Source organism: Actinoplanes sp. NPDC051537 (assembly GCF_055586105.1).
Window position 1 is genome coordinate 232,136 of sequence record NZ_JBVJIU010000011.1, and the last position, 12,681, is coordinate 244,816.

Annotated in this window: 10 protein-coding genes; 5 read left to right on the forward strand and 5 right to left on the reverse strand. The window is 73.0% G+C overall.

Annotation, left to right across the window (positions count from 1 at the left end; genetic code table 11):
• Positions 1–9: 9 nt before the first annotated feature.
• The 3 genes from ACZ6TB_RS27375 to ACZ6TB_RS27385 are packed head-to-tail and all read left to right on the forward strand — an operon-like array spanning position 10 to position 2,686.
• Positions 10–1,872 (forward strand): DUF6311 domain-containing protein, encoded by a 1,863-nt coding sequence (locus tag ACZ6TB_RS27375; RefSeq protein WP_465558392.1) that lies wholly within the window; start codon positions 10–12, stop codon positions 1,870–1,872.
• A gap of 20 nt (positions 1,873–1,892) precedes the next feature.
• On the forward strand, positions 1,893–2,522 hold the full coding sequence (lipB, locus tag ACZ6TB_RS27380; RefSeq protein ID WP_465558394.1) for a lipoyl(octanoyl) transferase LipB: 630 nt from the start codon (positions 1,893–1,895) through the stop codon (positions 2,520–2,522).
• On the forward strand, positions 2,522–2,686 hold the full coding sequence (locus tag ACZ6TB_RS27385; protein ID WP_465558396.1) for a peptide ABC transporter substrate-binding protein: 165 nt from the start codon (positions 2,522–2,524) through the stop codon (positions 2,684–2,686). Before lipB ends, ACZ6TB_RS27385 begins: the two co-directional genes overlap by 1 nt.
• Here ACZ6TB_RS27385 and ACZ6TB_RS27390 read toward each other — a convergent pair.
• From ACZ6TB_RS27390 to aspS, 3 genes are all read right to left on the reverse strand, one after another.
• On the reverse strand, positions 2,679–3,869 hold the full coding sequence (locus ACZ6TB_RS27390; RefSeq protein ID WP_465558398.1) for an outer membrane protein assembly factor BamB family protein: 1,191 nt from the start codon (positions 3,867–3,869) through the stop codon (positions 2,679–2,681). The two genes, ACZ6TB_RS27385 and ACZ6TB_RS27390, sit on opposite strands and share 8 nt — an antisense overlap.
• Entirely contained in the window at positions 3,854–4,963 is a 1,110-nt protein-coding gene (locus ACZ6TB_RS27395; RefSeq protein ID WP_465558400.1) for a PQQ-binding-like beta-propeller repeat protein, read from the reverse strand. Before ACZ6TB_RS27395 ends, ACZ6TB_RS27390 begins: the two co-directional genes overlap by 16 nt.
• 111 nt (positions 4,964–5,074) lie before the next feature.
• Positions 5,075–6,337, reverse strand: a complete 1,263-nt coding sequence (gene aspS / locus ACZ6TB_RS27400; RefSeq protein WP_465558402.1) for an aspartate--tRNA(Asn) ligase — start codon at positions 6,335–6,337, stop codon at positions 5,075–5,077.
• A 401-nt stretch (positions 6,338–6,738) separates the two neighbouring features.
• Between aspS and lipA the strand changes: the two genes are divergently transcribed.
• Entirely contained in the window at positions 6,739–7,635 is an 897-nt protein-coding gene (lipA, locus tag ACZ6TB_RS27405; protein WP_465558632.1) for a lipoyl synthase, read from the forward strand.
• A gap of 768 nt (positions 7,636–8,403) precedes the next feature.
• Positions 8,404–9,435: a hypothetical protein gene (locus ACZ6TB_RS27410; RefSeq protein ID WP_465558404.1), complete on the forward strand. Its 1,032-nt coding sequence runs from the start codon at positions 8,404–8,406 to the stop codon at positions 9,433–9,435.
• 4 nt (positions 9,436–9,439) lie between these two features.
• Here ACZ6TB_RS27410 and ACZ6TB_RS27415 read toward each other — a convergent pair whose 3' ends face one another.
• Positions 9,440–12,295: a helix-turn-helix transcriptional regulator gene (locus ACZ6TB_RS27415; protein ID WP_465558406.1), complete on the reverse strand. Its 2,856-nt coding sequence runs from the start codon at positions 12,293–12,295 to the stop codon at positions 9,440–9,442.
• A 53-nt stretch (positions 12,296–12,348) separates the two neighbouring features.
• Positions 12,349–12,534, reverse strand: coding sequence for a hypothetical protein (locus ACZ6TB_RS27420; protein ID WP_465558408.1), 186 nt, complete (start codon positions 12,532–12,534; stop codon positions 12,349–12,351).
• Positions 12,535–12,681: the final 147 nt, after the last annotated feature.

The following is a 12,681-nucleotide window of genomic DNA, read 5'->3' on the forward strand; positions in this document are numbered from 1 at the left end:
CTGCGGCTGATGTCCGTCGCCGCGCCCGTCACCGAAGCCGGAGAGGATCGTCCGGCCCCGCCAGTCGTCGGGACGACGACCCGTCTCCGCCGTTCCCATCTCCTCATGGCGCTCGCCTCGCTCGGCCTCGCCGTCTACCTGACCCAGGGGCTCTGGCGGCAGCCGTACACGCACGTCATCGCCGACAACGTGGGCGACCAGGCGTTCTTCGAGTGGGTGCTGGCCTACGGCACCCAGCTGCTGCGGCACGGCGGCGACCCCTTCTTCACCACCATGATGAACACGCCGCTCGGGGTGAACCTGGCGGCGAACACCTCGATCACGGTGTACGCGATCCTGTTCGCCCCGCTCACCGTGCTGGCCGGCCCCCAGGTCACCTTCGTGACGGTGCTGACGCTGAACATGGCGGCCGCCGCCTTCGCGTGGTACCTGTTCCTCGGCAAGTTCGTCACCCGCAACCGGGCGTCGGCCGCGGTGGCCGGGCTGTTCTGCGGTTTCGCGCCGGGCTTCGTGGCGCACGCCAACGGCCACCTCAACTGGTCGTCCGGCTGGATCGCGCCGGCCGTGCTCTGGGGTCTGCTGCGGCTGCGGCAGGACGGCCGGTGGCTGCGCAACGGCGTCGTGCTGGGCGTGCTGCTCGCGGTCGGCTTCTCGATCGCGGCCGAGGGCCTGTTCTTCGTGGCGTTGGCCGGCGGGGTTTTCCTCATCGCGTGGTCGGTCCCGCGGGCGACCCGGGCCGAGGCGCGGGCGGCGCTGCCGACCGTGCTGGCCGGGCTCGGGGTGACCGCGGTGGTGGCGGGCGCGCTGCTGGCCTACCCGCTCTACATGCATTTCGGCGGGCCGCAGACCTTCGCGGGGACGGGCTTCAACCAGCGGCACTACGCGGAAGACATCGCGTCCTACTTCGCCTTCTCCGACCGTACGCTCGCGGCCTGGGCCGGCCTCGAGAACAATCTCGCGCCCAACCCGACCGAGCAGACCTCGTTCTTCGGCCTGCCGCTGATGATCCTCATCGTCGCCGCGTGGGTGCTTCTCTGGCGCCGCGCCGATCCCGGTCGCCGCTCGACGCTGCGCGCGCTGGCCGTGGTCGGCATCACCTTCATGGTGATCTCGTTCGGGCCCCGGTTGCTGTTCTTCGGGAACGAGACGGACATTCCCCTCCCGTACGCGTTGCTGCAGCGCCTGCCGCTGTTCGATTCCGCCCTGCCGGCCCGTTTCGCGCTGGTCCTGGTCGGGGTCTTCGGGGTGATCCTGGCGATGACCGCCGATCTGCTCCTCGACCGCGAGACGATCCCGCACCCGGCGCACACGTCGTTCGCGGCCGCCTTCGCCTTCGCCCTGATCCCGCTGTTCCCGCTGCCGCTGCTCACCACCGTGCGTACGCCCGAGCCGAAGTTCATCGCGGACGGCACCTGGCAGAAGTATGTGCCCGCGGGCGGGACGATCAGCTCGCTGCCCTTCCCGATCAACGTGGCCGCCGACGGGCAGCGCTGGCAGGCGTACACGATGGCCCGGGGTGGGCCGCAGTTCCGCATCCCCGACGGCTACTTCCTCGGTCCGGAGGCCGGCGGCCCGAAGGAGAAGGGCCGGATCGGCGCCCTCCCCCGGCGCACCGACTGGCTGTTCCTGCGCGCCTCGCTCTACGGCTACGTCGCCCAGGTCACCAACTGGGACCGGGCCCAGGCCCGGGCCGACTTCCAGTACTGGGGCATCGACGCGCTGTTCCTGACCGACGAGATCACCGGCGCCGAGGGCATGCTCTACCGCGCGGCCGTCGAGCTCACCGCGACCGAGCTGCTCGGCCCGCCGGAGAAGGTCGACGACGTGCTGGTGTGGCGCATCCGTCCCGGTGTGGATCCGATAGATCGCTGAACGCGGACTAGCCTGGGGCCGTGACATCCTCCACGCTCACCGTGCTGCGCCCCGGCCTGGTCGACTACCGCGAGGCCTGGACCGAGCAGCGCCGCCTGCACGAAGCGGTGGTGGCGGGCGACCAGCCCGACACCATCCTGCTGCTGGAACACCCCAGCGTCTTCACCGCCGGTAAGCGCACCGAGCCGGCCGACCGCCCGTTCGACGGCACCCCCGTCGTCGACGTGGACCGCGGCGGCAAGATCACCTGGCACGGCCCGGGCCAGCTCGTCGGCTACCCGATCCTCAAGCTGGCCGACCCGGTCGACGTGGTCGCTTACGTCCGCCGCACCGAGCAGTTGCTGATCGACGTGTGCGCCGAGTTCGGCGTGGCCACCGACCGGGTCGAGGGGCGCAGCGGCGCGTGGGTGCTCGCCGACGACCGCGGGCCGGACCGCAAGATCGCGGCGATCGGCATCCGGGTCGCGCGCGGCGTCACCCAGCACGGGTTCGCTCTCAACTGCGACTGCGATCTGTCGGCGTACGACCGCTTCGTGCCCTGCGGCATCCGCGACGCGGGAGTCACCTCGCTGAGCGCCGAGCTCGGCCGCGACGTGCCGGTCGCCGAGGTGATGCCGGTCCTCGAGCGGCATCTGCCCACGCTGTTCTGATGGCTCTCTACCGCGACCCGCGCGACAAACGCGTCTTCGTGCCCAAGAAGGGCGGCGGCGTGGTGCTGAACTTCGGCCACCCCGTCGCCTGGGCCATCCTGGTCCTCACCACGATCATCCCGCTCGCCATCGTCGCGGTCGTGACGATCGGCGTGCTCACCTGAGGCTCCACACCGTCACTCCCGGCCCGGTCGAGCAGGCCAGGTAGTTGCCGGCCACCGCGCACGGGCCGGGCGCGAGCACCGGGAGCGAGCCGAGCAGACGCCGGCTGGTCCGGTCGCTCACCCAGGTGCGGTCGCGGTCGAAGCGCAGCATCAGGCCGCCGACCGGGCCGCCCCGGCCGAGGTTCTCCAGCACGCGGCCGGTCGACGTGTCGATCCGGACCGTGCCGCCGCCCCCGTCCACCGCGAGCCCACCGGTGATCGTCTGCCAGAGCGGGTTCGTCCAGCGGATGGCGCCGGTCGCCGGGTCGAGCGCGGTCGCGCCGTGCGAGCCGGTGACGCAGATCAGCAGGCCACACCCGGAGACATAGCGCGGCTCGAGGACGCGCGTGCGCCAGAGCGGCGTCAGATCACGCAGGCGGTACGCGGCCACGTACGTCTGCGGATGTACGTAGATCGTGCCCCCGATGATGACCTCGGTGCTGGACGTGCCGGCCCGGCCGATGCCCTGCTCGTACGGGTCGATGCCGAAGTCGCGGCCCGCGGCGAGCGTCGTGCCGTCCGCCGCCGAGCGCAGCGTGCCCCGGCCGTCCCGGTCGAACGAGAGCACCATTCCCCCCGCCTCGTCGGCGTCGAAGGCGTACGCCTCGCCGCGCCGCTCCCAGATCGTGCGGCCGGTGGCCAGGTCGGCCATCCGCATCACCGACCGGACCGGGTCGGAGACCATCGCCCGATCGCCGAGCACCCGCGCGATGCCGAGCTCGGGCGCCTCCCACCGCACCCGCCCGGTGGCCGCGTCGAGGAACGTGATCCGCCCGTCCTGGAGCGGCCAGTAGGTCAGCGTCGTGCCGGTGTGGTCGAGGGCCAGCGCGGGCCGCTCGCCGGCCAGCGCGACCGACCACCCGGCGCCGCCGCCGAACCGGATCGCCTCGATCACCGTCGCGCCCCCGCCGACCCGGGTGTGGGCGGCGAACAGCATGCCGGCGGTGAGCAGAAACGCCGTCGGCTGCCCGCCGGTGTCGGCGACGTGGACGATCCGGTCGCGGGCGGCCGGCGCCACGGCCCCGCCGAGCAGCAGGATCAGCGACGCGGCGACCAGCAGGCGGACGCGACGCGCCCAGCCCCGCGGCCCCCGGGGGCGGGGCAGCGGCGGGGCGGCGTCGAGGTCGATCAGTCCACTCGCCATACCGAAACAGTCTCGCCGGTCGCCGGGCAGGCCAGGAAGGGTCCGGACCGGTCGCATTCGGTGGGGAACACCAGCGGCAGCACGCCGACGATCCGGCCGCCGGGCGGCTCGGCCACCCAGGTGCGGTTCCGCTCGAACCGCAGCAGCAGGTCGTCGAGCGGGCTGCCGCGGCCCAGTTCCTGGACGACGCGCCCGGTCGCCGGGTCGAGCCGGACCGCCCGGCCGCCCACGGTCGCCGCCACCCCGCCGGGCGTGATCACGCGCCAGGGACCGGCCCACCGCGTCGTCCCGGTCGCCGGCTCGATCGCCGTCGTGACGTTCCGCCCGACGGCGCAGATCAGCGCGCCGCAGGGCACGATCCGCTCGATCGGGGCGGCGTCGGCCCGCCAGCGCAGCCCGAGGTCGGCCAGCCGGTACGCGGCCAGCGACGTCGGCGACCACCAGTAGAGCGTGTCGCCGAGCACGATCTCGGCGGTGGACCGTCCCGCGTAGTCGAAGCCCCACCCCTCGACGTCGAGGCCGAGATCTCGCGCCGGGGACAGCACCGCGCCGTCGGCGACCGCGAGAACCGTGCCCAGGCCGATCGGGTCGACCATGATCAGCCGGGTCGCGTCCCCGTCCATGGCGAGCAGGTCGGCCGTGCGGTCCCACCGGGTCCGGCCGGTGGCGAGGTCGGCCATCCGCAGCCGGCCGGTCGCGCTCGCGTCCTCCCAGGTCCACACGGCGACGGCGTCGCCGGCGAGGTGAATCTTGGAAAACTGGGGTGCGCTCCAGAGCACCTTTCCCGTACGCCGGTCGAGGAACGTGGTGCGGCCCTGATCACGGGGCTGCGCCACCAGCGTGCGGCCGTCCCCGCCGAGCGACAGCGCCGGCAGGTCGGCCGCCATCGTCGCCACCCACCGGGGGCCGCCCGGGATCAGCGGCGTCGACTCGATCCGGGAGCCGGTCGGCTGCGGGTGAGCGGAGATGACCGCGTCGGCGGTGAGCAGGTGGGCCGTGGAGCCGTCGACGCCGGCCACCAGGGTCACGCCGTCGATCGGCGCCGGCCGCGCCGCCCCGCCGAGGCACGCGAGCAGCAGCAGCGGGAGCAGCACCGCCACTCCCCGCAGGCGAGGGCGGGGGCGGGGCGCCCGCGATGGCGGCGTGGCATCGAGATCGATCAGCACCGCCACAGTGGATCCCCGTCCCCGTCAAACCGCGGTGAGCTACGGCGTGATGCGGTGAAGGTCGCGCGGGAACGCGGTCACCTCACGCACGTTCGCGATGCCGAGCAGGCGGGCGACGAACCGCTCGAGACCGATCGCCCATCCGCCGTGCGGCGGCATCCCGTACCGGAAGCCGTCAAGATATCCCCGGTAGGGCTCGAGCGGCTCGCCGGCCGCGGTCAGCGCCGCCACGTAGTCGTCGTAGCGATGCAGCCGCTGCCCGCCGGTGACGATCTCCAGGCCCTTGAAGAGCAGGTCGAAGCCGTTCGAGTACGCGTGGTCGGCCGGGTCCGGGTGCGTGTAGAACGGCCGCTTGCGCATCGGATAGCCGGTCACGTACAAAAACTCGGAGTCGTGCTCGCGCAGCGCCCACTCGCCCAGCGCCCGCTCGTAGGCGGGAGTCATGTCGCCCTCGTCGGCCGGGGCGCCCGCGATTCGCAGCGCCTCGGCGAACGACACCGACGGGATCTCGTCCGGGACCTTCGGGGTGGTGACCCCGGTGCGCGCGGCGACGGTCGCCATCATCACCGACAGTGTGCGGGTGAGGGCGGCCATCACGTCGCGGTGGTCCTTCACGAAGCCCATCTCGGCGTCGAGCGACGTGTACTGCGCGAGGTGGCGCGCGGTGTCGCTGGGCTCGGCCCGGAAGACCGGGCCGACCTCGAAGACGCGCTCGAAGACGCCGACCATCAGCTGCTTGTAGAGCTGCGGGGACTGGGCCAGGTAGGCCGGGCGGCCGAAGTAGTCGATCGGGAAGACGTTCGCGCCGGACTCCGTGGACGACCCGACGATCTTGGGCGTCTGGATCTCGGTGAAGCCCTGCTCGGACAACGCCGTACGGAAGCCCGCGGTCGCCGCGGCCGACACCCTGAGTGAGGCGCGTCGCGCGGGGTGACGCAGCGCGAGGGCCGCGTGGTCCAGCTGGGTGGGCAGGCTCGCGCTCAGCTCGGGGCGATGCAGCTCGAACGGCAGCGGTACGTCCACCGCCGACAGCACGCGAATGACCGGTGACGTGAGCTCGACGCCGCCCGGCGCCTGCTCGTTGGCGGTGACCGTGGCGACGACCTCGACCACGCTCTCCTCGCCGATGGTCTCGAGGGCTTTTTTCTCCGCGGGGCCGACGACGACCTGGCTCAGGCCCTCGGCGTCGCGGACGATCAGGAAGGCCACCGATTTCAGCATGCGCCGGCGGTGTACCCAGCCCGCGATCGTGACGGTCTCGCCTTGGTGCGCGGTCAGCTGGGTGGAGAGGATGCGTTGCATGGCGTTTACCTCCTCGGGTCTGCAACGCGGCCCCAGGGAGGTGTGGGCGAGCGGGATCCTCGCGGTGCCACCACACCTTCGCGCCCCTCGTCGGGGCGCCTCTTGTCATGCTCGGCTCGGGAGTGTCTTCACGCCCCGGCGCGCGGGCCGCCATCACAGCCACGGCGGCTCTCTCGGCCGGCGATCGGAGCGCTACTCGGTTCCGTCAACGCCGTTCGCTCTTGCTTTCCTCTTGCCGGCGGGACGTTAACAGCAAGCGACCTGGGGGGAAACCGAATTACCGGCATGTGGGGTGACCGCGGTCACACCGACCGTCACGTGAGCCTCGTCGCCCCTGTCTAGGCAGGGCCCTATTCAGGCGTAATCTCGGGGCTGTGACTATTGCTCCCGAGGGCCGCCGCATGCTGCGCATCGAAGCGCGCAACGCCGAAACTCCCATCGAGCGGAAGCCTCCGTGGATCAAGGTCAAGGCCAAGATGGGCCCCGAGTACACGCAGATGCGGGGCCTGGTGCAGAAGGAAGGCCTGCACACTGTCTGCCAGGAGGCGGGCTGTCCCAACATCTACGAGTGCTGGGAAGACCGCGAGGCGACCTTCCTCATCGGCGGTGACCAATGCACCCGCCGGTGCGACTTCTGCCAGATCGACACCGGCAAGCCGGCCGAGTTCGACGCCGACGAGCCGCGCCGGGTCGGCGAGTCCGTCGCCACCATGGGCCTGCGCTACGCGACCGTCACCGGCGTGGCCCGCGACGACCTGCCCGACGGCGGCGCCTGGCTCTACGCCGAGACCGTCCGCCAGATCCACAAGCTCCAGCCCGGCTGCGGCGTCGAGCTGCTGATCCCCGACTTCAACGCCGAGCCCGCGCAACTGGCCGAGGTCTTCGGCGCGACCCCCGAGGTGCTGGCACACAACGTCGAGACCGTGCCCCGCATCTTCAAGCGCATCCGCCCCGGCTTCCGCTACGAGCGCTCGCTCGACGTGATCACCCAGGCCCGCGCGGCCGGCCTGGTCACCAAGAGCAACCTGATCCTCGGCATGGGCGAGGAGCGAAGCGAGATCTCCCAGGCGCTGCGCGACCTGCACGCGGCCGGTTGCGAGCTGGTGACCATCACGCAGTACCTGCGTCCCACCCCGCGTCACCACCCGGTCGAGCGCTGGGTGAAGCCGGAGGAGTTCGTCGAGCTCCGCGAGGAGGCCGACCAGATCGGCTTCGCCGGCGTGATGAGCGGCCCGCTGGTCCGGTCGTCCTACCGCGCCGGTCGCCTTTACAAGCAGGCCCTCGAAGCCCGCGGCTGACGCCCGCCCTCCCCGCCCGCGTCATCCCCGGCCGGCACCCCGCCACCGCTTAGCTCTGCTCACCAATACGCGCATCACCCGCCGCCCGTGCCGGCACCGCGCCACGCCCGGCCCACCGCCGAACCCCGCCCGAGCCGGCCGGCGTCGCTCCTTACCCGGCCACCGCCGCACCCCGCCCGGCGACCGCTGGGCTCCCGGCCGCACCCCGCCCGGCCCCCACTCACTCGGCCGCGCCGCACTCCGGCCCACCGCCGCACCCCGGCCACCGCTTTGCTCTGCTTACCAATACGCGCATCACCGGCCGTCCGCGCCGGCACCGCACCCCGCCACCGCTTTGCTCTGCTTACCAATACGCGCATCACCCGCCGCCCGCGCCGGCACCGCACCCCGCCACCACTTAGCTCTGCTCACCAATACGCGCATCACCCGCCGCCCGCGCCGGCACCGCACCCCGCCACCACTTAGCTCTGCTCACCAATACGCGCATCACCCGCCGCCCGTGCCGGCACCGCACCCCTCCCGGCCACCGCCACCCCGCCGCACCCCGCCCGGCCCACCACCGCACCCCGCCCACCGGGCATGTCGTATTTTTCGGACCTTTCGGCCAGTGGGCGATACCGATTTGCCCGGCCTAACCTTGATCAGCCGGGGCAAATCGCCCCGAGGGGAGACGCAGACCCGGGCCGAGCACCTCGGTCACCGTTCCACGGCCCGGCGAGTCAGTGGTGAGACCGACCCCAACCGTTCGAAGGTAGGGGTGGTCCGGCCGTGCGCCGTTTCCTGCTGTTCCTGGCCGGCGTGGCATCCGTCCTCGCCCTGACCGCTGCCCCCGCCGCAGCGGCGACGACGGCGGCGACGACGACGGCCACCGCCTGCGCCCCCGCGACCTACCGCCACACCTTCAACGGCCCCGCCGGCACCGTCACGATCACCGCGAGCAAGGCCCTCTGCGCCGGTCAGAAGCAGACGTTCACCCTGGTCTCGTACACGAGCGACGCCCCCGGTTCGAACGCCGGCCAGTTCGTCTACGACACCGCCGCCGCGACGATCACGCCCGCCAAGCGCAGCGTGACCCTCAAGGTCGCCGTCCCCAACTGCTACACCCAGGTCGACGCCTTCCGCGGCGCCGCCGTCCGCACCGAGACCACGAGCATGGCCGACCCCTACGGCAGCGCCTCGATCGCCTCGTACACCGGAGGCTCGACCGCCTGCGCCGCCACCCCCACGGTCACCTACGCCAACGCCTGCGACGGCACCTTCACCGCCACCCTCGCCAACACCCCCGACGCCGGCACCCAGGCCGTCTTCCTGACGGGAACGGGAACGGGAACGGGAACGGGAACGGGAACGGGAACGGGAACGGGAACGGCAAACGGAAGCCGCATCCGCCTCTCCCCCGGCCGCTCCACCACGATCAAGGTCGCCAAGGGCGCAACGTTCACCGTCCGGGACAGCACCTTCACCACCCACGTGGCCCAGTGGCGCACCCCGTCGACCACGTGCGCAACCACCGCCGCCCCGCCCGCCGTGACCACAACGACGACGCCGGCCGCCACCCCCACAACCACCGCGCCGTCCCCGGCCACCACCAGCAGCTCACCCAGCGCGAACTACACCCAGGCCCCCGCCGCCTACCCCACCTTCCCGGACGGCACCGACACCAAGGCCGAGGCCGCCGCCCTCGCCGAGTCGGGCATGGGCGCCGGCAGCGTCCTCGCGATCGCCTTCGGCCTGGCCCTGATCGGTGCCGGCGTCGCCGCCCTCACCTACCTGGTCCGCCTGAACCGCCGCCTGGCCTAGGCCCTCACTCGTCGAGCAGCCCCAGCCGGTGGGCGACCGCCGCCGCCTCGACCCGGTTGGCCACCTCGAGCTTCGCGATGATGCGGGAGACGTGGACGCTGGCCGTCTTGGGTGAGATGTACAGGCTTTGCGCGATCCGGCTGTTGCTCTGCCCCTCGGCCACGAGCCGCAGCACCTCGCGCTCGCGGGCCGTCAAGATCTCGGTACCGGCCGCGACCACCGCCGCCGCGCCCGGGGTCCGCAGCCCGAGGCGCCGCGCCAGCGTCTCGGCGTGGTGGGCCAGCGGCGCCGCCCCCAGCTCGTCGGCGATCGAGCAGACCTCGCTGAGCGTCTCGGCCGCCGCGGCCCGGTCGGCGGCCTGCGCCTCCGCGAGCCCGAGCAGCGCCGCCGCGAGCTCGTAGCGCCGGCCGTCGGCCCGCCACGCCTCGACCGCCGCCCGCCACCGTTGCTCGCCCCCGGACAGCACCGCGTCGACCTGCAGCGCGAACGCCCACTCGGCCGAATAACGCTGGGCCAGCCGCGCCGCCGCGTCGGCCACCGCCTCGGCCAGGTCTTCCGCGCCCGGCGCCGCCACCGCCGCCCGCGCCGCCGTGGCGAGCAACGGCCACCCGTACCGCGGCCGCTCGAAGACGCACGGATGCGCGACCGCGCTCCGCGCCACTTCGGCCGCCGTGATCACATCGCCCGCGTCGAGCGCCGCGAGGACGCGCAGCTCGAACAGGTAGAGCCGGTTCTCGGCGTGCAGATAGGGCTTGCCCAGCCACATCGTCGCCTTCGTCACCAGCGGCTCGGAACCCTCCTGCCCGCGCGCCAGCCGCAGCCAGGCGCGCAGCCGCAGCCAGGGCAGCTCGAGCCGGCCGGGCGGATCGTGCCGGGCCGCCTCGGCGAGCCGGGCGTCGGCCTCGTCCCACCGGCCGAGCGCGATGAGCGCCTCGGCGTGGTTGGCCAGCAGGAAGACGCCGGTCGTGCGGCTCACGCCGACCCGGTCGGCGTCGGGCACGCCCTCGGCCGCGGCCGCCGCCGACTCCGCGTAGCGCCCGAGCTCGAACAGCGAGTCGGAGATGCTGACGAGCGAATGCGTCAGGCTGGACAGGTCGCCGGACGCCCGCGCGCGATCGGCCGCCGCGTACATGATCGGGAGAGCGTCGCCCACGTGCACCCGGCCCGTGCAGACCTCGCCGAAGACCACCTCGGCCGCGACGATCGTGGCCAGGTCGCCCTCGTCGGCCGCGGCCTGCTTGGCCTCGGTCGCGATCTGGGCGGCGATCTCCTCGTCGATGTCGGAGTAGTGGCGGGCGAGGTCGGCCAGCAGCCGCACCCGGTCGGCGCCCTGCGGCGCGAGCCCGAGCAGCCGGTACGTCTCGCGGCACTCGTCGGCGCCGTCGCTCTTGCCGGTGTTGCGCAGCAGCTTGACCCGGCGCAACAACAGCCGGGCGGCGCGCAGCGGCTCGGCGTCCTTGTCGAGGTCGCGCAGCGCGGCCTTGGTCAGCGTGAGGGCGCGCTGGTGGTCGCCCGCGTCGACGGCGACCATCGCGGCCTCCTCGAGCAGGTCGAGGTGGCCGATCTCGAGCAGGGACTCGGCCTCGGGCACGTCCTCCCACAGCTCGAGCACGCGGTCGAGCAGACGGGCCTGTTCCCCGTACGCATATCGCCGCCCCGCGACGTCGGCCGCCCGCTTCGCCGACACCAGCGCCCGCGGATGATCGCGTGCCGCATACCAGTGGTGGGCGATCTCGGCCGGCGCCCGCCCCATCGCGACCAGCGACGGCTCGTCCTCGACCGCCTGGGCGTAGCGCGCGTGCAGCCGGGCGTGCTCACCGGGCAGCAGGTCGTCGTGCACGGCCTCGCGGACCAGCGCGTGCCGGAACTCGTAGCCGCCGTCAGGGTCGAACACCACCAGCTGGGCGGCCACGATCGTGCGCAGGGCCGACTCGAGGGCGGCCTCGTCCATTCCCGCGACCCGCAGCAGCAGCTCGTGGCCGAACTTGGTGCCGCCGACCGCCGCCACCCGCAGCACCTGCTGGGCCGGCTCGGGCAGCTGGTCGACCCGGGAGAGGAGAAGGTCGCGCAGGCTGGTCGGGATGTCGCTGCAGGCCGGGTCGGCGGCCGCCGCGAACTGCTCGATGAAGAACGGGTTGCCCTGGGAGCGCTCGTTGACCGCGTCGACCGTGGCGGCCGCCGGCTCCACGCCGAGGATCTGGGTGAGCATCTCGGCGGTGCCGTCGCGGTCGAGCCGGTCGATCTCGTGGCGCTGCACTCCGCGTACCCGATCCAGCTCGGCCAGGAAAGGCCGCAGTGGATGGCCGCGATGCAGCTCGTCGGTGCGATAGGTGCCGATCAGCAGCATCTGCGGCACCCGGGCCGAGCGCACCAGGAAGCCGATCAGGTCGCGCGTCGACCGGTCGGCCCAGTGCAGGTCCTCCAGGATCAGCACGATCGGCTGCGCGCCGCTGACCCGCTCGAGCAGGGCGCCGACCGACTCGAAGAGCAGGCCGCGCCGGGCATCGCCGGGCTCGGGCGGCGGACCGAGATCGGGCAGCAGCCGGGCGAACTCGCGCTCCCGCCCGTCGAGGATCGCCGTCCCGTCGGCCCGCACGAGCTCGCGCAGGGCGGCCGCGAACGGCGCGAAGGGAAGGCCCTCCTCGCCGAGCTCGAGGCACTGGCCGCTGAGCACCCGCACCGGCTCGCCGGCCAGCGTGCGGCAGAACTCCTCGACCAGCCGGGTCTTGCCCACCCCGGCCTCGCCGCCCACCAGGAGGGTGGACGGCTCGGCGCTGCGGGCACGTTTGAGCGCGTCGCGCAGCGCGGCCAGGTCGGCCTCGCGGCCGACCAGAACCTCGCTGTGCGCTTGCGCTGTCATGAGGTCGAGCATGCCATGGGGGTACGACAAGAATCGCGCCCCTTTTTCGCCGCTCATGCCGCGGCGGTCACCCGCGCGCTCCGCCCCCGTTCGCGCTTGGAGCGCCACCGGCCGAAGCGGCGGTGCTGCCCCTGGCCCGCGGTGCGGGCGAGCTCGTGGTCGGCGGCTTCACGGATCATCTCGGCCACCCGCTGACGGTGCAGCTGGAGGGTCATGGCCGGGTCGCTGTTCGGAAACATCTCTTCGCGCCTTTCGACAGGTCGTTCGCTGTTGATGTCGACTCTTCGCGCGAAGGCACCCCGCCCACATGAGGAAGCCGCCTCATTTCGGGGCCCGCACCCTCCTTACCCGGGCCCGCGACCGGTGCCCGGCCCGCGTAAGGCACC

Coding starts and splice junctions, on each gene's coding strand:
- ACZ6TB_RS27375 (WP_465558392.1), top strand. CDS start 10: ATGTCCGTCGCCGCGCCCGTCACCGAAGCCGGAGAGGATCGTCCGGCC.
- ACZ6TB_RS27385 (WP_465558396.1), top strand. CDS start 2,522: ATGGCTCTCTACCGCGACCCGCGCGACAAACGCGTCTTCGTGCCCAAG.
- ACZ6TB_RS27390 (WP_465558398.1), bottom strand. CDS start 3,869: ATGGCGAGTGGACTGATCGACCTCGACGCCGCCCCGCCGCTGCCCCGC.
- aspS (WP_465558402.1), bottom strand. CDS start 6,337: ATGCAACGCATCCTCTCCACCCAGCTGACCGCGCACCAAGGCGAGACC.
- lipA (WP_465558632.1), top strand. CDS start 6,739: ATGCTGCGCATCGAAGCGCGCAACGCCGAAACTCCCATCGAGCGGAAG.
- ACZ6TB_RS27415 (WP_465558406.1), bottom strand. CDS start 12,295: ATGACAGCGCAAGCGCACAGCGAGGTTCTGGTCGGCCGCGAGGCCGAC.
- ACZ6TB_RS27420 (WP_465558408.1), bottom strand. CDS start 12,534: ATGTTTCCGAACAGCGACCCGGCCATGACCCTCCAGCTGCACCGTCAG.